Annotated in this window: 23 protein-coding genes; 2 read left to right on the top strand and 21 right to left on the bottom strand. The window is 60.6% G+C overall.

Annotated elements, in window-relative coordinates; genetic code table 11:
• Positions 1–12: 12 nt before the first annotated feature.
• From AC07YV_RS19795 to AC07YV_RS19880, 18 genes are all read right to left on the bottom strand, one after another.
• Positions 13–888, bottom strand: coding sequence for an SMP-30/gluconolactonase/LRE family protein (locus tag AC07YV_RS19795; protein ID WP_102700888.1), 876 nt, complete (start codon positions 886–888; stop codon positions 13–15).
• A 123-nt stretch (positions 889–1011) separates the two neighbouring features.
• Positions 1012–1728, bottom strand: coding sequence for a FadR/GntR family transcriptional regulator (locus tag AC07YV_RS19800; RefSeq protein ID WP_102700889.1), 717 nt, complete (start codon positions 1726–1728; stop codon positions 1012–1014).
• A 191-nt stretch (positions 1729–1919) separates the two neighbouring features.
• Positions 1920–2480 carry a DUF1285 domain-containing protein gene (locus tag AC07YV_RS19805; protein ID WP_102700890.1) on the bottom strand — a complete coding sequence of 187 codons (561 nt, stop codon included), beginning with the start codon at positions 2478–2480 and terminating at the stop codon, positions 1920–1922.
• A gap of 16 nt (positions 2481–2496) precedes the next feature.
• Positions 2497–3105 (bottom strand): DUF4823 domain-containing protein, encoded by a 609-nt coding sequence (locus AC07YV_RS19810; RefSeq protein WP_102700891.1) that lies wholly within the window; start codon positions 3103–3105, stop codon positions 2497–2499.
• A gap of 169 nt (positions 3106–3274) precedes the next feature.
• Positions 3275–4243: a GTP 3',8-cyclase MoaA gene (locus AC07YV_RS19815; protein WP_102700892.1), complete on the bottom strand. Its 969-nt coding sequence runs from the start codon at positions 4241–4243 to the stop codon at positions 3275–3277.
• A 137-nt stretch (positions 4244–4380) separates the two neighbouring features.
• On the bottom strand, positions 4381–5019 hold the full coding sequence (locus tag AC07YV_RS19820; protein WP_007977040.1) for a TetR/AcrR family transcriptional regulator: 639 nt from the start codon (positions 5017–5019) through the stop codon (positions 4381–4383).
• A gap of 342 nt (positions 5020–5361) precedes the next feature.
• On the bottom strand, positions 5362–6147 hold the full coding sequence (locus tag AC07YV_RS19825; protein ID WP_102673872.1) for a TatD family hydrolase: 786 nt from the start codon (positions 6145–6147) through the stop codon (positions 5362–5364).
• A 68-nt stretch (positions 6148–6215) separates the two neighbouring features.
• Positions 6216–7202: a DNA polymerase III subunit delta' gene (locus AC07YV_RS19830; protein ID WP_102700893.1), complete on the bottom strand. Its 987-nt coding sequence runs from the start codon at positions 7200–7202 to the stop codon at positions 6216–6218.
• Positions 7195–7827, bottom strand: a complete 633-nt coding sequence (tmk, locus tag AC07YV_RS19835) for a dTMP kinase (protein ID WP_007977045.1) — start codon at positions 7825–7827, stop codon at positions 7195–7197. Before tmk ends, AC07YV_RS19830 begins: the two co-directional genes overlap by 8 nt.
• A gap of 19 nt (positions 7828–7846) precedes the next feature.
• Positions 7847–9079, bottom strand: a complete 1233-nt coding sequence (gene mltG, locus AC07YV_RS19840; protein WP_102700894.1) for an endolytic transglycosylase MltG — start codon at positions 9077–9079, stop codon at positions 7847–7849.
• A 3-nt stretch (positions 9080–9082) separates the two neighbouring features.
• Entirely contained in the window at positions 9083–9898 is an 816-nt protein-coding gene (gene pabC / locus AC07YV_RS19845; protein WP_102700895.1) for an aminodeoxychorismate lyase, read from the bottom strand.
• Positions 9898–11142, bottom strand: coding sequence for a beta-ketoacyl-ACP synthase II (fabF, locus tag AC07YV_RS19850; protein WP_102700896.1), 1245 nt, complete (start codon positions 11140–11142; stop codon positions 9898–9900). Before fabF ends, pabC begins: the two co-directional genes overlap by 1 nt.
• Positions 11143–11251: 109 nt before the next feature.
• Entirely contained in the window at positions 11252–11488 is a 237-nt protein-coding gene (gene acpP / locus AC07YV_RS19855) for an acyl carrier protein (RefSeq protein ID WP_003175607.1), read from the bottom strand.
• Between the two features lie 196 nt (positions 11489–11684).
• Positions 11685–12425 carry a 3-oxoacyl-ACP reductase FabG gene (gene fabG / locus AC07YV_RS19860; RefSeq protein ID WP_102700897.1) on the bottom strand — a complete coding sequence of 247 codons (741 nt, stop codon included), beginning with the start codon at positions 12423–12425 and terminating at the stop codon, positions 11685–11687.
• A gap of 16 nt (positions 12426–12441) precedes the next feature.
• Complete coding sequence (fabD, locus tag AC07YV_RS19865; protein ID WP_007977053.1) at positions 12442–13380, bottom strand: ACP S-malonyltransferase; 939 nt, start codon at positions 13378–13380, stop codon at positions 12442–12444.
• 125 nt (positions 13381–13505) lie between these two features.
• Complete coding sequence (gene plsX / locus AC07YV_RS19870; protein WP_102700898.1) at positions 13506–14516, bottom strand: phosphate acyltransferase PlsX; 1011 nt, start codon at positions 14514–14516, stop codon at positions 13506–13508.
• Between the two features lie 4 nt (positions 14517–14520).
• The gene (rpmF, locus tag AC07YV_RS19875; RefSeq protein ID WP_003179396.1) at positions 14521–14703 is read right to left on the bottom strand and encodes a 50S ribosomal protein L32; all 183 of its coding nucleotides are present in this window, start codon (positions 14701–14703) and stop codon (positions 14521–14523) included.
• Between the two features lie 13 nt (positions 14704–14716).
• The gene (locus AC07YV_RS19880; protein WP_007942001.1) at positions 14717–15244 is read right to left on the bottom strand and encodes a YceD family protein; all 528 of its coding nucleotides are present in this window, start codon (positions 15242–15244) and stop codon (positions 14717–14719) included.
• Positions 15245–15349: 105 nt separating this feature from the next.
• Between AC07YV_RS19880 and AC07YV_RS19885 the strand changes: the two genes are divergently transcribed.
• The gene (locus AC07YV_RS19885) at positions 15350–15928 is read left to right on the top strand and encodes a Maf family protein (RefSeq protein ID WP_102700899.1); all 579 of its coding nucleotides are present in this window, start codon (positions 15350–15352) and stop codon (positions 15926–15928) included.
• An 88-nt stretch (positions 15929–16016) separates the two neighbouring features.
• Here the strand turns inward: AC07YV_RS19885 and AC07YV_RS19890 are convergent, their stop codons facing one another.
• The 3 genes from AC07YV_RS19890 to rluC are packed head-to-tail and all read right to left on the bottom strand — an operon-like array spanning position 16017 to position 18642.
• The gene (locus AC07YV_RS19890) at positions 16017–17006 is read right to left on the bottom strand and encodes a S49 family peptidase (RefSeq protein ID WP_102700900.1); all 990 of its coding nucleotides are present in this window, start codon (positions 17004–17006) and stop codon (positions 16017–16019) included.
• A gap of 24 nt (positions 17007–17030) precedes the next feature.
• Entirely contained in the window at positions 17031–17693 is a 663-nt protein-coding gene (locus tag AC07YV_RS19895) for an HAD-IA family hydrolase (protein WP_102700901.1), read from the bottom strand.
• Positions 17680–18642 (bottom strand): 23S rRNA pseudouridine(955/2504/2580) synthase RluC, encoded by a 963-nt coding sequence (rluC, locus tag AC07YV_RS19900; RefSeq protein WP_095963753.1) that lies wholly within the window; start codon positions 18640–18642, stop codon positions 17680–17682. Before rluC ends, AC07YV_RS19895 begins: the two co-directional genes overlap by 14 nt.
• Positions 18643–19343: 701 nt before the next feature.
• On the opposite strand from rluC, the gene rne reads away from it, so the two are divergent.
• Positions 19344–22544, top strand: a complete 3201-nt coding sequence (rne, locus tag AC07YV_RS19905; RefSeq protein ID WP_102700903.1) for a ribonuclease E — start codon at positions 19344–19346, stop codon at positions 22542–22544.
• Positions 22545–22659: the final 115 nt, after the last annotated feature.

Genomic DNA, 22659 nt, shown 5'->3' on the forward strand with positions numbered 1-22659 from the left:
ATATTATGGGACTTAATCCGCAAAGCGCGTGCAACGCTTCCCGGGCACCTCCACCGGAATCGACAACACCGCCCCATCCAGCGGATGTCCCAGCGGACTCGCCGCGCTGGTGATGTGCAGGGTTTTCAGGTCCTCACCGCCGAACACGCAACTGGTGGGACGACTGATCGGCAGTTCGATGGTCCGGTCGATTTTGCCGTCAGGGCTCAACCTGAGCAGACAGTGTCCATCCCAACGGGCATTCCAGATAAAACCTTCGGCATCCATCGCCGAACCGTCCGGGCCGCCGCGCCCATGCGGGCCAAACCAGACCTGCGGCGCATCAAGGGCGCCGTCGCTGCGGATGAAGTGTCGATACAAGGTGCCATCGAGGCTGTCGCCGAAATAAACGCGGGTACCGTCATCGCTCCACAACAGCGTGTTGGGAATGCCCAGGTTGCGCAGTAACGGCACAACCCGCCCGGTACGATTGATGCGAAACAGTCCACCCGAACGGCGCACGATGGGCAGGTCTTCACCCTGTTCTCCGATATTGTTTTGCATGGTACCCAGCCAGAGCCGGCCCTGGGCGTCGCAGCGAGCTTCGTTGGGGCGGTTGCCCGGTTGCGGATCGGCCACGCAGAACAATGTCAGGCGCGGCGCCAGGCCCGGTGAATCGAGATCGAGCCGATACACGCCACTGCTCAATGTCACCAGCGCGTCGCCGCTTTCACAGGGGATAAAGGCGGACACATGTTCCGGCATCTGCCAGATCTGCACGTTGGTGCCGATCAACCGCAACGCCTGTTTACCCGCGATATCCACCCAATACAGGGCCTGGGTCGGCGCATCCCAGAACGGACCTTCGCCCAGTTTCGCCCGATGCCCGGTAACCACCGTCAACGTCATGAAACCTCCTGCAGGGTTCTTGTTTTTATGATGGAGCGAGCTTGCTGGCGATGGTGTGTCAGTCGGCCTCGTGGTGCTGATACACCCTCGCGAGCAAGCTCGCTCCTACAGCGGTTCGAGTTCTCAGCTGGCCTTTTTGTCGGCCATGACTTGCGGGTAGTAACGCTTGATCGCCAGGGCGGCGTTATCGATCAGGGTCATGCAGGCCCAGACACCCCGAGCGGTATCACGGGCCGCGATAGCCTCGGCCAGGTCCCGGTGAATCGGCAAGGTGCGACGCAGTTCATCCGGATCGGCAGCGGACACTTCAAAGGCCACCGCCAGCAACGCACCGAGGGCGGGAACCATTTGTTCGATGAATTGATTGTGGCTGGCGGCGAGGATGCACTCGTGGAAGAGCTGGTCGGCACGGTTGTAATCGATGCCGTTGTCCACTGCCCGTTCCAGTGCGTTGCAGGCCAACAGGATCGCGTCCACCTGTTCGCCGGTCGCGCGCTCGCAAGCCCAGCGCACGGCCATCGGTTCGATGGTGCGACGCAAATCGAGCAGATCGTCGACGAAGTTTTCCGGCAAGCCGCTGCGCGACAGCCAGCCGACGACTTGTGGATCGAAGAGGTTCCAGCGCCGCACCGGCAACACCCGCGTGCCGACTTTCGGGCCGACCTCGAGCATGCCTTTGGCAACCAGGGTTTTGATCGCTTCGCGGATGACCGTGCGGCTCACGCCAAGTTGCTCGCCGAGGTCGGCTTCGACCTTGAGTGACTCACCCGGCCTGACCTGCCCCGTGGCCAGCCAGCATCCCAGCCAGTCGACCGTCGTAGCATGAAAGCTGTTGGACATGGGCACCTCGAAGCCGTATGCGATGGAGGACCACGCTAATCATCATACGATTGGGTGTCAATTTGATTTTTTGAAGAAATCAGAAATCTAATGTGGGAGCGGGCTTGCTCGCGAAGACGGAGTCACATCCAACAAAGATGTCGGCTGACCCAGCGCTTTCGCGAGCAAGCCCGCTCCCACAGGGTTTTGCGTCAGGGTTCGAGGCCGATGGGGAAAAACTCGCCGCCACTCCAGACACCGAGCCAGCGCTGGCCGTCGATCTCTCGGCTCACTGCCAGCTCTACCAGCTGATAGAACACATTGCGATGGATCAACGCCTCTAGATTGCTGCGCACATGGACGTAAGGGGCTGGCTCCTGCGTGTCGGGATCGATCACTACGCGCAGCGGATGCTCCGCACCGGCCTCGGTGGTTTCATCGACGTTGGTGGTGAAGCGCAACACCTGCGCCTCACCCTCGCCTTCCATGTCCACCGCAATCGCCACGAACGGCGCATCGTCGACTTTGATGCCGACCTTTTCCACCGGGGTAATCAGGAAATAATCATCGCCGTCGCGGCGAATGATGGTGGAGAACAGCTTGACCATCGGCTTACGCCCGATCGGCGTGCCCAGGTAATACCAGGTGCCGTCCCGGGCGATGCGCATGTCGATGTCGCCGCAGAAATCGGGGTTCCACAGGTGCACCGGCGGCAAGCCTTTGGTCTTGGGGATCTGCCCCAGCAAGTCGTTGGCTTTTTGCGGGCCACTCATGGCGTTCTCCTTGAAGTTACTGGTCGCTGAGCCCCAACAGGCCGCGCGCATATTGCTCCAGCGGCGGGCCCATCAGGTCTTCGGGTTTTTTATCGTGGAACGTCAGTAAACCGCCACGACTCTTGATGGTCGCAGTATCAATCAAATACTGGGTGCTGGTCTCGATCAACATGATCTGAATCATACCGCTGTCGATGCCGAGGCGATCCAGGGCTTCCTGATCCAGCCATTCGTCCGAGTTGCCGATACGGTCGTCCGACTTGGCGAATCGGGTGTAGAGCAGATAGTGCGCACCGGCGGCACGGGCTTCGCCCATGGCCTGGTCGAGGCCTTCCGGCGTGCGGGCACGGCGGACCATCGGGAAGTATTCGACGAAGCCATCGAAGGCGACTTCGGCAATCACGTTGGGCCGCGGGTAAATGGCGCTGCCCGGCGGCATGAAAGCGCCCTGGGCGATGTAGACGAACGAATCCGGTTGAATGCGCAGGTTGTTTACGCGCCGGCTGTCGCTGTGATCGAGCAGCCCCGCATCGCTCATATGGTAACGAGTCCCTTCGGCCATATCGCTGACGTTCATGCAGCCACCAAGCGCCAAAACGGCCAGCAGCAAAACCAGGCTACGCATCCTATCCTCCAGAGGCCGGTGTCGGAAAACCGGCGAATGGCCGTAGGATGCAGCTTTTGCGCCAGCTCATGGGCATTGTTGGCTTATCCATAGCCATCGCGAGCAAGCTCGCTCCCACAAGGGTTTACGCAAACCTGTGGGAGCGTGGCTTGCCCGCGATGAGGCCGGTTCAGCCGCCGATAATCTTCATGACAGTCGCGCCGCCAGAGAACGCCACTTCCTGCTTGTCCCCCAAGGCTTTCACCAGGAGCCTCTGCAAGGCCGGCAGCGCCTGGTGGCGCGGTTTGTCCAGCAGGTCGCCGACGTAATGGCGATTGCTCGACGACAGGCAGCCATGCAGCCACCCGGTGGAAGACAAGCGCAGTCGCGAGCAGGTCCGGCAGAACGGCACACTTTCGTTGGCGATCACGCCGAAGTAACCCTGGCCGGGAATTTCATAACGAACCGCCGTTGCATCGACCGGGGCATCGGCCTGCAGATACTCATAGCGCTCGCCGATCAGGCTCAGCAATTGCTGGAGGCTGACGAACTGTTGCAAAAAGGCATTGGAATCGTTGGCCAGGTGGCCCATGCGCATCAGCTCGATGAAGCGCAGTTCATAACCGCGCTCCAGGCAGTAGTCGAGCAGCGGCATCACCTGATCAAGATTCTGCCCACGCAGCGGCACCATGTTGACCTTGATCTTCATGCCGGCTGCACTGGCCTCGTTCATGCCGTTTAGCACGGTGGCCAGGTCGCCGCCCCGGGCAATGCCGCGGAACGCACTGGCGTCGAGGGTGTCGAGGGAGACATTGAGGCGCCGAATGCCGGCGTTCACCAGCAGCGGCAGTTTCTTCGCCAGCAGCTGGCCATTGGTGGTCAGGCTGATGTCTTCCAGGCCCATCTGCCCGACCGCCGTCATGAACGCTTCGAGTTTCGGGCTGACCAGCGGCTCGCCGCCAGTAATGCGCAGACGCTCGATCCCTGCCGCCTCAATCAGATAAGCCACACCGCGTGCCATCGCTTCGGCCGACAATTCATCCTGCGCAGCCACCAGCCGCTTGCCGTTGGGCACGCAGTAGGTACAGGCGTAATTGCAGGCAGAGGTCAGACTGATTCGCAAGTTGCGAAAACGCCTGCCTTGACGGTCAACGATCATGGTCACTCCGGCGGAAGAATATCGGGCCGCTAAAACTTGACTCAGAAATCAAGTTTTAGCAAGTCCTCTACCTGAGTATATTCCTGCGCTACTGCGCCAAGTAGCGAAATCATGGCGCAATAAGGCAACTGAATGAATCAGCTGCCGGAAGTGTCGGTGTCGCGCTTGCGTTTGTTGCCCATGCGCACGCCGATATCCATCAGGAACTGGAAGAAACCTTCCTGATCTTCCAGCACATTGCTCCAGAACGGCGAGTGATACAGCGCGACGGCGCCGTGCACCAGCGCCCAGGACGCGCAGTAGTGGAAGTAAGGTGGCACGTCTTCCAGCTTGCCTTCGCTGATCCGGCCCTTGATCAGCAGGGTCAGGCGTTCGAAGTTCGAGGCACGGATCTTGTGCAGCTCCTCGATCATCTCCGGTACCTGGTTGCCCTTGACCACTTTCTCTTCGAGGCGGTCGAAAAGGCGATAGCGTTGTGGATCGCGCATGCGGAATTCGAAGTAGGCCCGGGACAGGGCCTCCTTGTCCTTGTCGACATCGGCCGAATGCAGCAGTGCGTTCAAATCGCGCTCGTAGTCGAGCATCAGGCGCAGATAGATTTCCGCCTTGGATTTGAAATGCTTGTAGATCGTGCCTTTGCCGATACCGACGGCATCAGCAATCATCTCGACGGTGACACTGTCTTCACCTTGTTCGAGGAACAGCTTTAGCGCGGTATCGAGAATTTCCTGCTCGCGGCGACGAAACTCACGGACCTTACGAGGTTCTTTATGCATAAGAAAAGGTCTGTCGGGGTCAAAATTCGAAGCCGCGTATTATGCCTAACTTACGCAAAAATGCACGGATCATCCGACCATATCTGCGCTTTCCGGTCATTCCGCGCACGATTACCGGTTGATGAGAACTCTTCCGAAGCGCACGTATTCCAAATTTGTTTAAAAACCCTGACCAGCAAACTGGACGAGGCGCAATCCTGATCAATACTTGAACTGTCGGCGGGGCATCTCCCCCAAGTGTCACGCCGATATTGGTACCAACGGACCGCGTGCCATTGTTTTACTCCTAATGGTCTTAACCCGGATTCACCCCCCAGAACCCGGGTTTTTTTTGCCTGCGATTTAACCTTTTACATGCGCCAGCGGGAACAGCCGCTTGAAATTGGCCGTGGTCTGCTCGGCAAACCGCTCGTAGGGTTCACCACGCAACATTGCCAGAAATTCCGCTACTTCACGCACGTACTGCGGCAGGTTTGGCTTGCCGCGATGGGGAATCGGCGCCAGGTAGGGCGAATCGGTTTCCACCAGCAAGCGGTCGGCCGGCACCTTGCTGGCCACATCGCGCAACGCATCGGCATTGCGAAAAGTGACAATCCCGGACAAGGAAATGTAATAGCCCATGTCCAGTGCAGCCTTCGCCATGTCCCAGTCTTCGGTAAAGCAGTGCAATACGCCCGCCTGGGGCAATGCCGCTTCGCGCAGCAAGTCCAGGGTATCGGTGCGGGCCCCGCGGGTGTGGATGATCACCGGTTTGCCGGTCTGCTGCGCCGCTTGCAGGTGCAGGCGAAAGGATTCCTGCTGCAACTGCGCCGCTTCCGGCTCGTAGTGGTAATCGAGGCCGGTTTCGCCGATGGCGACCACACGCGGGTGATTGAGCTCCTGCAACAGCCAGTCCAGCGCCGGCGCGGCACCGGGCTGTACATCCAGAGGGTGCACGCCCACCGAGCAGTCGACATCGTCATAACGTTCGGCCAGGGCTTTGACGTCGGCCGCGTTGTCCGCGCTGACACCGATACACAGAAAGTGCCCGACCCCGCGCTGCCGGGCGGCATCCAGAGCAGCATCCAGGGAGCCGTCGTGCGCGGCCAGGTCGAGGCGATCAAGGTGACAATGGGAATCTACGAGCATAAAGGGCTGCAACTTACATCGAATGGGTGGGACGGTCGGGTGTACTGATAGAGTCTAGGCGCAGGCAGTCATCTTTGGGCAGGCAACGACGCCCATTGCACCAGCAAGGCCTCCAGCAGCAAGGCCGGATTGAGGTTGGCCTTGCTCAAGACTTTCTGTCGTTGGGCGAGAATCCAGTCCTGGATATCGAGGACTTTGCCCTGGGCGCTTTTCTGCGCCAGGTATTGCACCACCTTGCGCATGTCGGCCAGGCCAAGGCCGGCTTCGTCCTGGGTCAACTGATAGCGCAGGATCAGGCTCGACCAGTCGCAGAACCAATCGAACAGGCGCAACATCGGAATGTTTTTCCATTCTTCGGCCAGTTGCGTCGGCGACTGCTGTTGCTTGAGGAGTTTCTTCACCCCTTCCACGACTTGCATGCGCTGTTCACGCACGCCCTGGGCCTGGAGATTGACCGCCGCCAGTGGCGAACCGGCGGCCAGCGTCAGCAACTCGACGCGCTCCTCTTCGGAACATTCCGGCAATGCCTGGGCCAGCCACTTCAAGCTCATGGCCTCGCCCGGCAGCGGGCAGGCCTGCTGTACGCAGCGACTCTTGATGGTGGGCAACAAGCGGCTCGGCTGGTGGCTGACCAGCAATAAAACCGTATCGCCGGACGGTTCTTCAAGGCTTTTGAGCAAGGCGTTGGCGGCGTTGATGTTCATCGACTCGACCGGCTCGATCAGCACCACTTTGCGCCCGCCCAACTGCGCGGTCTGCACCACGAAACCGACCAGATCGCGAACCTGATCGACCTTGATCGCCTTGTCGGCTTCCTCCGGTTCCAGGATGTAGTTATCCGGGTGACTGCCAGCCTTGAGCAGCAGGCAGGATTTGCATTCGCCGCAGGCCTCCAGCGTCTTCGGGCGCTGGCATAGCAAGCTGGCCATCAGGCGCTCGGCCAGTGCCCGCTTGCCGATCCCGGCCGGGCCATGCAGCAGGTAGGCGTGCGCATGCTGCGCACGACCCGCCAGGTGCTGCCAGAGGCTTTCCTGCCACGGATAGGCCTCAGCCACGGTTCAACTCCAGCAGGCGCGGCAACAAGGCATCCAGCGATTGCTGAACCTGTGCCAACGGTTGGGCCGCATCGACCAGCACATAACGCGCCGGATCCGCCTTGGCCCGCTTGAGGAACGCATGGCGTACGGCATCGAAAAAGGTCCGGCCTTCGAGTTCGAAGCGATCCAGGCGGCCGCGTGCGCTGGCGCGGGCCAGACCCACCTCGACAGGCAGATCGAAAATCAGTGTCAGGTCCGGGCGCAGATCGCCTTGAACGAAGGTTTCCAGAGCCGCGATGCGCTCAAGCGACAAGCCACGGCCGCCGCCCTGGTAGGCGTAAGTCGAATCGGTAAAACGATCACACAAGACCACGGCACCGCGGGCCAGTGCCGGGCGAATCACTTCAGCCAGGTGTTGGGCGCGCGCCGCGAACACCAACAGCAACTCGGTATCCGGGTTCATGACTTCGTCGACGGGAGCCAACAACACCTCACGGATGCGCTCGGCCAACGGCGTGCCCCCCGGCTCGCGGGTCAGCACCACCTCGATGCCGGCGGCGCGCAAGCGCTCGGCCAGGTATTCGCGATTGGTGCTCTTGCCGGCGCCTTCCGGGCCTTCCAGAGTAATAAACAAGCCAGTCACAGGCAGTCCTTAGTCAGAGTCATTGCGGGCTTTTCGGTGCGCTTGCATCGGGTTCCGGTGTTTCCGGAGCTGGCGCAGGATCTTGCGCCGGCACTTGCGGCAGTGCCTCGGGAGCCGTGTTCGGTGAAGCGGCCGGGATCGGAGCCAGCTCCTGCGAAGCCTTGGCTTCCTGCGTGCCGTTCTGCTCGGTCTGGGTCGGCGCCGTCTCTGGCGTGGCAGTGGGCGCCGGGCTGGAGCGGTAATCGGCGCGACGCTTGAGCTGGAACTCCTTCACGGCATTGTTGTGGGCATCCAGGTCGTCGGAGAACACGTGAGTGCCATCACCGCGGGCCACGAAGTAAAGGCTGCTGCCCTCCACCGGATTGAGTGCCGCATGAATGGCTTCGCGACCGACCATCGAAATCGGCGTCGGCGGCAGGCCCGTATTCATGTAGGTGTTGTAGGGCGTCGATTCCCTTAGGTGAGCCCGGGTCAGTTTACCGCTGTAGCGGTCGCCGAGGCCGTAGATCACCGTCGGATCGGTCTGCAGCAGCATGCCCATCGCCATGCGTCGCACAAACACACCGGCAATCTGCCCGCGCTCCTGCGGCACGCCGGTTTCCTTTTCCACCAGCGAAGCCATGATCAGCGCCTGGTAGGGCTCGGTGTACGGCACATCGGAAGAGCGCTGCTGCCACTCCTTGGCGAGCACTTCGTCGAGGCGGTCGTAGGCGGTTTTCAGCAGCTCGATATCGGACATGCCGCGCACGTAACGATAGGTGTCAGGGAAGAAGCGCCCTTCCGGAAAAATCCCGGTGTGGCCAAGCTTGTCCATGACCTGGCTGTCGCTCAAACCGTCGAGGCTATGATCGAGCTTCTCTTCCTTGGCCAGCGCTGCGCGAACCTGGCGGAAATTCCAGCCTTCGACCAGGGTCAGGCTGTACTGAACCATTTCCCCGCGTTTCCACAGGTCGATCAGTCCTTCGACGGTCATGCCCGGTTGCATGCGGTATTCACCGCTGTGCAGCGGTTGTTTGCCGAGATTGAAGCGCCAATACACGCGCAGCCAGAAGGCGTCCTTGATGACACCATTGGCTTCGAGTCGGTAGAAGGTGCGGGTCGGTGTGGTGCCCTTGGGCACATCCAGCAATTGTTCCTGGGCAATGTTCAGCGGCTGTACCAGCGCCGAATGAATTTTCCAGGCTGAAGCACCCATCAGCAGCCCTGCCAGAACCACTCCGGTTTCCAGCAGCAGCAAGAGTTTACGTCTCACGTATCAAGCATCCAGTAGCACACGGGCAATGGTTTGGAGTTTACGGGTGAGCGGCCCAACCGGCCAGTGAAGAGCAGCATAGGCACGCACCGGCCAGATACCATACACGCTGTTGCAGACAAAGACTTCGTCAGCCCATTGCAGCTGTTCGAGGGGAATGTCGGTGATTTGCGTGGGGATTCCCAGCGATCTGGCCTGGAACAATAGTTCGGCACGCATCACCCCGGCCACGCCGCAGCGCTTGAGGTCAGCCGTGATGAGCACGCCGTCACGCACCAGGAACAGATTGCTGAACACGCCTTCGATCACGCGCCCGGCCTGATCGAGCATCAAGCCTTCGGCATGCTCGGTGTCCTGCCATTCGGCACGGGCCAGGACTTGTTCAAGTCGGTTGAGGTGCTTGAGGCCGGCCAGCAATGGCTGCCTGGACAATCGCGTGGTGCAGGGAAACAGTCGAATACCCTGCTCGCCATGCGCGGCAGGGTAAGCCGCAGGTGGATTGCCTTGCAGAATGCGTCGGGCCTGGGCCGAAGGATCGGGCGCGTAACCGCGCAGGCCGTCGCCGCGGGTGAGAATGAGCTTGAGCACCCCGTCACCCAATGCCGCGGCGTAGGCCAGCAGTTCGCTGCGGATCAATTCCTGATCGGCAGCAAGCGCCAGACGCGAACAGCCATCCGCCAGACGCGACAGATGCCGCTCCAGTAACACGGGCTTGCCGTTGCGCACGGCGACGGTCTCGAACAGACCATCGCCGTAAGCCAGGCCGCGATCCTTCAGCGACAAAGCGTCAGCCGGCTGACCGTCGACCCAGCTGTCCATCAGCCTGCGAACCGGCGGAACACCAGCGAGCCGTTGGTGCCGCCAAAACCGAAGGAGTTGGACACGACCACATCGATATCCATGTTGCGCGCGGTGTGCGGCACGAAATCGAGGTCGCAGCCTTCATCCGGCTCATCGAGGTTGATGGTCGGCGGCGCCACCTGGCTGTTGATGGCCAGCACGCTGAAGATCGCCTCGACCGCGCCCGCCGCACCCAGCAGGTGGCCGGTCATGGATTTGGTCGAACTGACGGCCAGCTTGTAGGCATGCTCACCGAACACCGACTTGATCGCATTGACTTCAGCAAGATCGCCTGCGGGAGTCGACGTGCCGTGGGCGTTGATGTACTGCACTTGATCGCCATTGATCTTCGCATCGCGCAGCGCATTGGTGATGCAACGGGCAGCACCCGCGCCATCGGCAGGTGGCGAAGTCATATGGTAGGCATCGCCGCTGGTGCCGAAGCCAATGAGTTCGGCGTAGATGGTCGCACCACGGGCCCTGGCGTGTTCCAGCTCTTCCAGAACCAGAGCACCGGCACCATTGGACAGCACGAAGCCGTCACGGCCCTTGTCCCATGGACGGCTGGCGCGGGTCGGCTCATCGTTGCGGGTCGACAGCGCGCGGGAGGCACCGAAGCCGCCCATGCCCAGACCGCAGGCAGCCATCTCGGCGCCGCCGGCAATCATCACGTCGGCTTCGTCGTACATGATGTTGCGGGCTGCCATGCCAATGCAGTGGGTACCGGTGGTACAGGCCGTGGCGATGGCGTAGTTAGGCCCCTGTGCCCCCAGATGGATGGACAGGAAACCGGAAATCATATTGATGATCGAGCCTGGCACGAAGAACGGGGAAATCCGTCGTGGGCCGGTCTCGTGCAGCGTGCGGGCGGTCTCTTCGATATTGGTCAGACCGCCAATACCCGAGCCCATGGCCACGCCGATGCGCTCACGGTTGGCGTCGGTGACTTCCAGACCGGCGTTGCGCACCGCCTGAAAACCTGCGGCCAGACCGTATTGAATGAACAGGTCGAGCTTGCGGGCTTCCTTGACCGACAGGTATTCCTCGACATTGAAGTCCTTTACCGAGCCGCCAAAACGGGTGGAATAGGCAGAAAGGTCGGCGTGTTCGATCAGACCAATGCCACTGCGGCCAGCCAGAATGCCCTGCCAGCTGCTCGGCACATCCGTGCCCAGTGGCGACAACATACCCATACCGGTGACTACGACGCGTCTACGCGACACAGCACTCTCCTTTTTTCAAATGACGACTTTGCATCAGGCCTAAAGAAAAAACCGCACGCCATGATGGCAGTGCGGTTTTTCCATGACAGCGAGCAACGATTACAAACTATTACGCCTGGTGGCTAGTAACGTAGTCGATTGCAGCTTGTACAGTAGTGATCTTCTCGGCTTCTTCGTCAGGGATTTCGGTCTCGAATTCCTCTTCCAGAGCCATCACCAGCTCAACGGTGTCAAGGGAGTCGGCACCCAGGTCTTCAACGAAGGAAGCAGTGTTGACCACTTCTTCTTCTTTAACGCCCAGTTGCTCAGCAACGATTTTCTTGACGCGCTCTTCGATGGTGCTCATACCTTGTTTTCACTCCTAATGGACAAATTCAGGCAGCTGGCCAGTGGGTAAGTGTATAGAAAGGCTTTTCAGCTTTTCAACTGAAAGCTTCACTCCTCGAACCCGGTGACCCTCTGCCTATAAATAGATTGCAGCTTTATAACGGATTTTAGACAGCTCGTATGACATTTTTTTGAAGCAATCCGTCACATTTGAATTACATGTACATCCCGCCGTTCACCGGGATTGTAGCTCCGGTAACGTAAGCCGCACCGTCCGACGCAAGAAAAGCGACCACGGACGCGATCTCTTGAGCCTGCCCCAGACGACCCAGCGGAATCTGCGACTGCAAGGCTTCACGCTGCGCCTCGGGCAGTTCACGGGTCATATCGGTATCGATGAACCCTGGGGCCACCGAGTTTACCGTAATCGCACGCGAACCGACTTCACGCGCCAATGCACGACTGAAACCTTCCAGACCGGCCTTGGCGGCAGCGTAGTTTACTTGGCCTGCGTTGCCCATGGCACCCACAACCGAACCAATACTGATAATTCGGCCCCAACGGGCTTTGGTCATGCCACGCAAAACGCCCTTGGACAGGCGGAACAGACTGTTCAGATTGGTATCGACAACGTCGTGCCACTCGTCGTCTTTCATGCGCATCATCAGGTTATCGCGGGTGATACCGGCATTGTTGACCAGGATCGCCGGCGCACCGAACTGCTCCTGGATGCTCGCCAGGACCGCCGCCACGGACTCGTCACTGGTGACATTGAGTTCCAGGCCGGTACCTTGAATACCGTTTTCCTTCAGGGTCGCGGCAATACGCTCGGCACCCGACGCGGAAGTCGCGGTACCTACAACGATGGCGCCCTGACGACCCAGTTCCAGGGCGATAGCCTGGCCGATGCCACGGCTTGCACCGGTGACCAGTGCAACTTTACCTTGCAGACTCATGCAAGCTTCTCCTGATTCAGGCCAACGCTGCACGGGCGGCAGCGAAGGCATCTGGGGTATTGAGGTTGGATGTCGATACGCCTTCGGCGCAACGCTTGTTCAGGCCGGCCAGCACTTTGCCCGGGCCGCACTCGACCAGATTGGTCGCGCCCCTGGCAGCCAGCGCCTGTACGGATTCGACCCAGCGTACGGGCTTGTACAGCTGTTCGAGCAGATCACGCTTGAGGGTTTCCAGATCGGCCGGCACTTCAGCGCTGACGTTCTGGACCACAGGAATCTGTGGCGCCTGCCAATTGATCGCGGCGATCGATTCGGCGAAACGCTCAGCAGCCGGACGCATCAGCTCGCAGTGGGACGGCACGCTGACCGGCAGTGGCATGGCGCGCTTGGCACCACGCGCCTTGCAGCCTTCGATGGCGCGTTCAACCGCAGCCTTGGCACCGGCGATAACCACCTGGCCCGGCGAGTTGAAATTGACCGCGCTGACCACTTCGCCTTGCGCCGCTTCGGCACAGGCTGCCAGTACGTCGGCATCGTCCAGCCCCAGGATGGCAGCCATGCCCCCCTGCCCGGCCGGAACGGCTTCCTGCATCAGCTGGCCACGACGCTCGACGAGTTTCACCGCGTCGCCCAGGCTCAGGCTGCCCGCTGCCACCAGCGCGCTGTATTCACCCAGGCTGTGCCCGGCGACGTAGGCCGGACGCGCACCACCTTCGGCCAGCCACAGACGCCACAGGGCGATCGAGGCGGTCAGAATGGCCGGTTGGGTTTTATCGGTTTGATTGAGTTGCTCTTCCGGCCCTTGCTGGGTCAGTGCCCACAGGTCGTAACCCAGTGCATCGGAAGCTTCTTTGAATGTTTCAAGGACAACCGGATGTTGTGCGCCCAGCTCGGCCAGCATGCCGAGGGACTGCGAACCTTGTCCCGGGAAGACGAATGCGAGGGAAGCAGACATGTAACAAGCCCCTAATGATCTTGTCGTCGGAGAATTGGCGCCCCGCTTTGGGGACGCAAGAAACTGACAGTTGGATGGCCCATCGAACCAAGCGGTCACATTTAAGCATTGTCCGACGAAAACGCCTAAAGCAACAAATCCTCCAGACGACCGTGCAGGCGCTCGGGAAGATTCTCCTGAATCTCGATCATGGCGCGCGAAATGGCGCTCTGGAAACCCTGGACCCCGGCAGAACCATGGCTCTTCACCACAATCCCCTGCAAGCCGAGAAAGCTCGCGCCGTTATGCCGGGCAGGCGCCAGGTCGGCCTGCAGACGCTTCATCAACGGCAGCGCCAGTGCACCGACCGCACGTGAGGCCAGGCTCTTCTTGAACAACGCCTCGATGCGCCCGGCAATCATGGTCGCCAGGCCTTCGCTGGATTTGAGCAGGATGTTACCGACAAAACCGTCACACACCACCACATCCGCTTCGCCACGGTACAAACCGTCGCCCTCGATAAAGCCGATGTAATTGATGCCCCGGGCGCCTTGCAACAAAGTCGCTGCCAGCTTGACCTGCTGATTGCCCTTGATGTCTTCGGTGCCGATGTTCAGCAACGCGACCCGTGGACGGCTGATGCCCAGCGTCTCCGCCGCCACCGAACCCATCACCGCAAACTGCAACAGATGCTCGGCACTGCAATCGACGTTGGCACCCAGGTCGAGCAATTGGCAGTAACCCTTTTGCGTCGGAATCGCCGCCACCATGGCCGGACGGTCAATGCCCGGCAGGGTCTTGAGCACGAAGCGCGACAACGCCATCAGCGCACCGGTATTGCCGGCACTGACACAGGCCTGGACTTTACCGTCGCGCAGCAACTCAAGGGCCACGCGCATCGATGAGTCGGGCTTGCCTCGCAAGGCCTGGGCGGGTTTTTCGTCCATGCCGATGACTTCGCTCGCCGGAGCAATCGACAGGCGCGCGCGATCCACAGCCGAATGGCCAGCGATCAATTCTTCAAGTAGGGAGGGTTGACCGACGAGGGTCAGGTGCAGCGAGGGTGTGGCGGACAGGCAAGCAAGACTGGCCTGGACAATGCTGCGGGGACCGAAGTCCCCGCCCATTGCGTCAATCGCGATGACTTGAGCGGACAAGTGATTACTCGTCAGCGCCCTTGTCGATCACTTTACGGCCACGGTATACGCCTTCTGGCGATACGTGGTGACGCAGGTGAACTTCACCGGTGGTTTTTTCTACAGACAGGGTGCTAGCCTCGAGAGCGTCGTGCGAACGGCGCATGTCACGGGCAGAGCGGGATTTTTTGTTCTGCTGAACAGCCATAATTGATTAACTCCTAAACGTTTGGGTCACGCTTTAACTGCGCCAATACACTGAACGGGTTGGACCGCGTTACCTCGTCCTCGCTCGGTTCGGGCTCATCTGCTCCCGCCGGCTGCTGGCATTCTTCCGGATGATGAGCAGGCACAATGGGCAAGGCGAGCAGAAGCTCCTCCTCGATCAGTGACTGCAGATCCAATGGATCTTCGCCCAGTTCCAGCACGTCATAACCTTTCGGCAACGACTGGGTATTCGCACCCTCCTTCACCACAGCGTAACTGCATTCGCTATGGATCGGCAGGGTGACCAGCTCAAGACAACGCTGGCAAACCATTTTGACTTCAGTGTCGATAAAGCTGTGGATAACCACAGATTTACGTTCATCTCGTTCAAAAACGAATTTAGCCTGCACCGTACCGACATTGTCGGAAAGCGGGTCGCAGAGTCTCTCCAAATCGGCCAGCAGCATTTCACCTTGAAGGGTGGTGCCACGATCAGCCAATTTGCGCGGGTCAACGTGAGGTGGAATCGGGTCATTCAACATAGGCGCAGCATTATAGGGATGCACCCGCCCATGTCAAAGGAAATTCAGCCCTGTCCGTCACTTGGAAGCCTCGCTAGAATTCGTACCTGCCTTATGGAGATGCGCATGCTGCCTTTATTACTCGCTTCCGGCTCGGTCTATCGCCGGGAATTGCTGGCCCGCCTGCAACTGCCATTCACCTGCAGTTCACCGGATATCGACGAAAGCCATCGCCCAGGCGAATCCGCCATCGCGCTGGTCAAGCGCCTTGCCGAAGAGAAAGCGCGCGCCCTGGCCGCCAGCCATACCGCTCATCTGATAATCGGCTCCGACCAGGTCGCCGTGCTGGGAGAGCGGATAATCGGCAAGCCCCACACCTTCGAAAAAGCCCGCGAACAACTGCTGGCCGCCAGCGGCGCCAGCGTGACATTCCTGACCGGCCTGGCCTTGCTCAACAGCCAGACAGGGCACTGCCAGGTCGATTGCGTGCCGTTCACCGTACACATGCGCACACTCGACGCCACCCGCATCGAGCGCTACCTGCACGCCGAGCAGCCCTACGATTGCGCAGGCAGCTTCAAGGCCGAAGGCCTGGGGGTCAGCCTGTTTCGCAGCACCGAGGGGCCTGACGCCACCAGCCTGATCGGTCTGCCGCTGATTCGCTTGATCGATATGTTGTTGGTCGAAGGGGTGCAAATACCCTGAAAGCAAAAGATCGCAGCCTTCGGCAGCTCCTACAGAGATCACCTGTAGGAGCTGCCGAAGGCTGCGATCTTTTGACCTTAAAGCCGGCTTAACGCAACGACGGACCGTTAAACCCCATCCACATCGCCAAATGCTCAGCCACGCTGGCACCGAGCTTTTTCGAGAAGCGATCGAATGGCGACTCCTGAACGGTAAAGTCCACCAACTCTTTCTCGCCGATCACATCCCGCGCAACCGAACTGGCATTGCCCAGTCCATCGATCAACCCCAGCGGCAGCGCCTGCTCGCCAGACCAGACCAGACCGGAGAACAACTCCGGATGCTCCTTGTCCTTCAGGCGATCGCCCCGCCCTTGCTTGACGCTGTTGATGAACTGCTTGTGGGTCGTATCGAGCACACCCTGCCAGAAAGCGGTTTCTTCCGGCTTCTGCGGCTGGAACGGATCGAGGAACGACTTGTGCTCGCCCGAGGTGTAGGTGCGACGCTCGACGCCCAGCTTCTCCATGGTGCCGACAAAGCCGTAACCGGCTGCCGTCACACCGATGGAGCCGACCAGGCTCGCCTTGTCGGCGTAGATCTGATCCGCCGCACTGGCGATGTAGTAAGCACCGGAAGCCCCCAGGTCGGAAATGACCGCATACAGCTTGGTGTCCGGATGCAGGCCGCGCAGGCGACGGATCTCGTCATAGACATAACCCGACTGCACCGGACTGCCGCCCGGGCTGTTGATGCGCAGGATGACACCCTTGACCTTTTTGTCCTCGAAAGCCGCACGCAGGCTGCCAACGATATTGTCTGCGCTGGCCGGCTCCTTGTCGGCAATCACGCCTGTCACATCGATCAACGCCGTGTAATTGGCACTGAGGGTAGCGGCCTTTTCCATATCCATCAGCGGCGAAAACAGTGCAATAACGCCGAAAAGATACACAAAGGTCAGCAACTTGAAGAATATGCCCCAGCGACGGGAGCGACGCTGCTCCTGCACGCTGGCCAGCAGCGTCTTCTCCAGCAGCTTCCAGCTCTTGTCGTCACCGCTCTCTGCGCTCGCCTTGGCGGGCGCCTTCCATTCGTCGGTCATGCCATCCACCCCAAAAACAACCGGTTAAGCCTGCTGACTCAGCCAGGCGTGCAATTCTGAAAAACGGTCGATGGCCAGTCGCGGCTCATAAAGCTTCAACGCATCGATCGATTGAGCGCCATAGCTTACCGCCACCGACTCCATGCCGGCGTTGCGCGCCATCTGCAAATCAAAGGACGAATCACCGACCATCAATGCCTGCTCCGGGCGCACTTCGCAATGCGCGAGGATCTGCTCGAGCATCAGCGGATGGGGCTTGCTGGCGGTCTCGTCGGCGGCACGGGTGATATCGAAGTAATCCTCCCAGCCATGGGTCTTCAACACCCGATCCAGCCCGCGACGGGCCTTGCCGGTCGCCACAGCCAGATGATAACCCTCGGCACGAAATGCCTCGAGCGACTCGACCACGCCCTCGAACAACGGCGAAGGCACGGCCTCCGACGCAATGTAATGTTCAGCATAGTGCTCGCGGAACCCGATCAACTCTGCGTCGCCGATTTCGGGATACAGGGTGCGGATCGCTTCCGGCAAGCCCAGGCCGATGATGCCCTTGACGGCAAAATCGTCGCGCTGTTCAAAACCGGAGCGCCGGGAGGCAACATGCATCGCCTCGACAATCCGGCCAATGGAATCGGCCAGCGTGCCGTCCCAATCGAAGATCAGCAGCTTGTAATCAGATGGGCGCACTCAATCGCTCCACAGTCTTGGCCCACATCTCGTCGACCGGCGCCTGCAACTTCAGCTCGCCGCCATCAGGCAACGGCACGGTCAGCATGTAGGCATGCAGGAACAGGCGCTTGCCGCCCAGATCGCGGATTTCCTTGCTGAAACCTTCTTCGCCGTACTTGGTGTCGCCAGCGATGCAGTGCCCGGCGTGCAAGGTATGCACGCGAATCTGGTGAGTGCGGCCGGTAATCGGCTTGGCTTCGATCAGGGTGGCAAAGTCGCCGAAGCGGCGCAGGACCTTGAACACGGTCACGGACTCCTTGCCCTCCTCCTCGTCGACCTCGACCATGCGCTCGCCGGAGCGCAGATTGCTCTTGCCCAGCGACGCACGGACCTGCTTGATCGAGCTCGCCCAGTTGCCGCGGACCAGCGCCATGTAGCGCTTGTCGACGCCATCACCGCGCAACGCAGTGTGCAAGTGGCGCAACATGCTGCGCTTCTTGGCGATCATCAACAGGCCGGACGTGTCACGGTCGAGACGGTGAACCAGTTCGAGCTCCTTGCAATCGGGGCGCAACTGACGAAAGGCTTCGATCACCCCGAACGTCAGGCCGCTACCGCCGTGAACCGCAATGCCGGCGGGCTTGTTGATCACGATCAGGGCCTTGTCTTCGAAGACAATCGAGGCTTCGAGCCGCTGCAGCAGGCCTTGTGCCAGTGGCACCGGTTCGTCGCGCTCAGGCACGCGAACCGGCGGCACGCGCACGATATCACCCGCCTGCAGCTTGTACTCGGGCTTGATCCGACCTTTGTTCACGCGCACTTCGCCCTTGCGCAAAATGCGGTAAATCAAGGTCTTGGGCACGCCTTTGAGTCGGGCGAGAAGGAAATTATCAATACGCTGGCCGGCATATTCCGGCGAGACCTCAAGCAGTTGTACGCCTGGAGTCGGGGGGGTAGTCGTCGTCATGCCGCAGATGATAACAATTTTTTATGGAATTGAAGCACTTAATCATTGCTGCTATAGTCGCGAACGCCGCCAAAAGCGGCCTGGACAGCGGACCAACGGTCAAAAACCGGCCCTGACCAACGCAATTCACCAGGACGCGAGGCCGTCCTACGGGGCTTTCGCTACGTAACGGTGGAGTTTGCAGGTGTAACGAGCGCAGGTGACATGAGGCCTGAATCACGCCACAAAGCAGAGTTTCCACTCGTTTTGCGAGCCATATTCACGGCCAGTTCACAAAGTGCAGTCAGCTGCGAATGACCCCGAGCGAAGGCATCGGAAACAACGCCTAAATTAGCCATGATGCGTGACCTCCCCTTTCGGAGCTCACGGTAAATGCCAACCCGCTGCGGATTCTGCGCGCGGCAGCACCCGAATTATCAGGGATACGTGTAGGGTGGAGATGCACAACCGCCGGACTGTGTAGCAACAGGTTTTCTCAAGACGCTTCATCTCGTCCACAGCCGCTGGTTGATTCCTCCTCCTGACTGAGTGCTTAAGTAGCCACAGCAAGCAGGACGCGTACGTCGCGATGATGGCCCACATTGGCCGGACTTCGCTGGACACGGGAAATGGCCAACCACTCCCGACGCACCTGACACCGACCGTGAGAAGTCGTGTGTGCCGAACGCCGTTTCCGGCAGCCCGGAAACCGACGGTACTACATGAAAAGAATGCTGATTAACGCAACTCAACCCGAAGAGTTGCGTGTTGCACTGGTAGATGGCCAGCGCCTCTACGACCTGGACATCGAATCCGGTGCACGCGAGCAGAAGAAGGCCAACATCTATAAAGGCCGGATTACTCGCATCGAACCAAGCCTCGAGGCTGCCTTTGTCGATTTCGGCTCTGAGCGCCACGGCTTCCTGCCCCTCAAAGAAATCTCCCGCGAATACTTCAAGAAAGCCCCGGAAGGTCGCGTCAACATCAAGGACGTCCTGAGCGAAGGCCAGGAAGTCATCGTTCAGGTCGAAAAAGAAGAACGTGGCAACAAGGGCGCTGCCCTGACCACCTTCATCAGCCTGGCCGGTCGTTACCTGGTGCTGATGCCGAACAACCCGCGTGCCGGCGGTATCTCCCGTCGCATCGAAGGCGAAGAGCGCAACGAACTGCGTGAAGCCCTGAACGGTCTGGTTGCCCCGGCCGACATGGGCCTGATCGTGCGCACTGCCGGCCTTGGCCGCAGCAGCGAAGAAATGCAGTGGGACCTCGACTACCTGCTGCAACTGTGGACCGCCATCAAGGAAGCCTCGCTGGACCGCGCCGCGCCGTTCCTGATCTACCAGGAAAGCAACGTGATCATCCGCGCGATCCGCGACTACCTGCGCCAGGACATCGGCGAAGTGCTGATCGACAGCGTTGAAGCCCAGGACGAAGCCCTGACCTTCATCCGCCAGGTGATGCCGCAGTACGCCAGCAAGATCAAGCTCTACGAAGACAGCGTTCCGCTGTTCAACCGCTTCCAGATCGAAAGCCAGATCGAAACCGCTTTCCAGCGCGTCGTCGAACTGCCTTCCGGCGGTTCCATCGTGATCGATCCGACCGAAGCCCTGGTGTCCATCGACATCAACTCGGCGCGCGCCACCAAAGGCAGCGACATCGAAGAAACCGCGCTGCAGACCAACCTTGAAGCGGCCGAAGAAATCGCCCGTCAGTTGCGCCTGCGCGACATCGGCGGCCTGATCGTCATCGACTTCATCGACATGACCCCTGCCAAGAACCAGCGCGCCGTGGAAGAGAAAGTCCGCGAATGCCTGGAAGCCGACCGCGCTCGCGTGCAAGTCGGTCGCATCTCGCGCTTCGGCCTGCTGGAAATGTCCCGTCAGCGTCTGCGTCCATCCCTGGGCGAAAGCAGCGGCATCGTCTGCCCGCGTTGCAACGGCACCGGCATCATCCGTGACGTTGAATCGCTGTCCCTGGCGATCCTGCGCCTGATCGAAGAAGAAGCCCTGAAAGACCGTACCGCCGAAGTTCGCGCACAAGTGCCGATCCCGGTGGCTGCGTTCCTGCTCAACGAAAAACGCAACTCGATCACCAAGATCGAACTGCGCACCCGCGCCCGCATCGTCATCCTGCCGAACGATCACCTCGAGACGCCGCACTTCGAAGTGCAACGCCTGCGTGATGACAGCCCGGAAGCGGCGACCAACCAGTCCAGCTACGAAATCGCCGCTGCCGCTGCCGAAGTCGAAGAAGTCCAGCCTGCCGCTGCGACCCGCACCCTGGTTCGCCAGGAAGCCGCGGTCAAGACCGCTCCGGCCCGCGCCAACGCTCCGGTTCCGACCGAAGTTGCCGCTCCGGCCCCGGCTCCGGCCGTCGTGCCTGAGCCAAGCCTGTTCAAAGGCCTGGTGAAGTCGCTGGTGAGCCTGTTCGCCACCAAGGAAGAGCCTGTCGCGCCGGTTGTGGTTGAAAAGCCAGCCGCCGAGCGTCCGGCCCGCAACGAAGAGCGTCGCAACGGTCGCCAGCAGAGCCGCAACCGTAACGGTCGCCGCGATGAAGAGCGCAAGCCTCGCGAAGAACGTGCACCGCGTGAAGAGCGCGCTCCGCGTGAAGAGCGTCAGCCACGCGAAGTGCGCGAGCCTCGCGAGTCCCGTGAAGAAACCCCGGCAGTCGCTCGCGAAGAACGCGCACCACGCGCGCCTCGTGAAGAACGTGCACCGCGCGCTCCACGTGAAGATCGCAAGCCACGTGGCGAGCGTGAAGAACGCGTGCGTGAACTGCGCGAGCCTCTGGATGCCGCTCCGGCTGCTCCGGCCGCCGCTGCTACCGCAGAAGAGCGTCCGGCTCGCCAGCCCCGTGAAGAGCGTGCTCCACGCCCACCGCGTGAAGAGCGTCAGCCTCGTGCCGAACAAGCTGCCGCCGCCGCTGCCGAAGAAGAACTGACCACCAACGAAGAGCAACTGCAGGAAGAGGGTCAGGAAAACGCCGAAGGCGATCGTCCACGCCGCCGTTCCCGTGGCCAGCGTCGTCGCAGCAACCGTCGCGAGCGTCAGCGTGACGCCAACGGCAACGTGATCGAAGGTTCGGAAGAGTCCGAGTCCGGCGAAAATGCCGAAGCGCCAAGCACTGCCGATCTGGCCGCCGGCCTGGCTGTCACCGCAGCCGTTGCCAGCAGCGTGATCAGCGCTCCAGCCGAAGCTGAAGCCAATGTGCAAGCCGAACGCGCCACTGCCGCGACCCTGGAAGCGGCTCAGGTTGAAGCGCCAGCCGTTGAAGCGACCACACCGGTCGAAGTCACCGCCTCGCCGGAAATCGAAGTGGCGCCAGCACCTGAAGCACAGCCAGCCGTTGAAGCGGCTGTCGAGCCGGCTCCAGTGGTTGAAGCTCCTGCCGTAGCTGCAGAAGCTGTCGTCGAGACCGTGACTGAAACCGTTCGCGAAGTGCGTGAAGAGCAAACGGCGTTCAACTGGGTGGCCGAGCCAGCCGTCGCTGAAACACCAGCGCCTGCTGCCGAGACCCAAGTGGCCGAAGCCATGGTTTCCGAGCCGGTGGTTGCCGCCGCGGAACCGGCTCCAGCAGCGGTGGTTGAAGCGCCTGTCGTTGAAGCTGAGGTCGTTACCCAAGCGCCTGCGCCGGTCGTCGAAGCCGCGCCTGTCAGCGCCCTGACGCCAAGTGGCCGTGCGCCTAACGACCCGCGTGAAGTGCGTCGTCGCAAGCGTGAAGCCGAGCGTCTGCAGAAGGAAGCTGAGCTGGCTGCCGCTGCGGCTCCGGCTGAAGCGGTTGAGGCAGCGCCTGCCCCGGCCGCCGAAGTGGTTGCCGAGCCGGCCGAGTCGGTGATCCACGAAGCGCCGCGTTCCGTTCAGGAAGCGGTAGAGCAACACGAGCAAGCCCTGGAAAAAGAGCACGAGACCAAACCTCTCGCCTGATTCCATCGGCCACTGAAAAGCCCCGCCTGGTGAACCCAGGCGGGGCTTTTTTTATATCCCTGAATATCCCCCAATCCCCTGTGGGAGCGAGCTTGCTCGCGATAGCGGAATGATA

The organism is Pseudomonas sp. GW456-E7, from assembly GCF_059424105.1.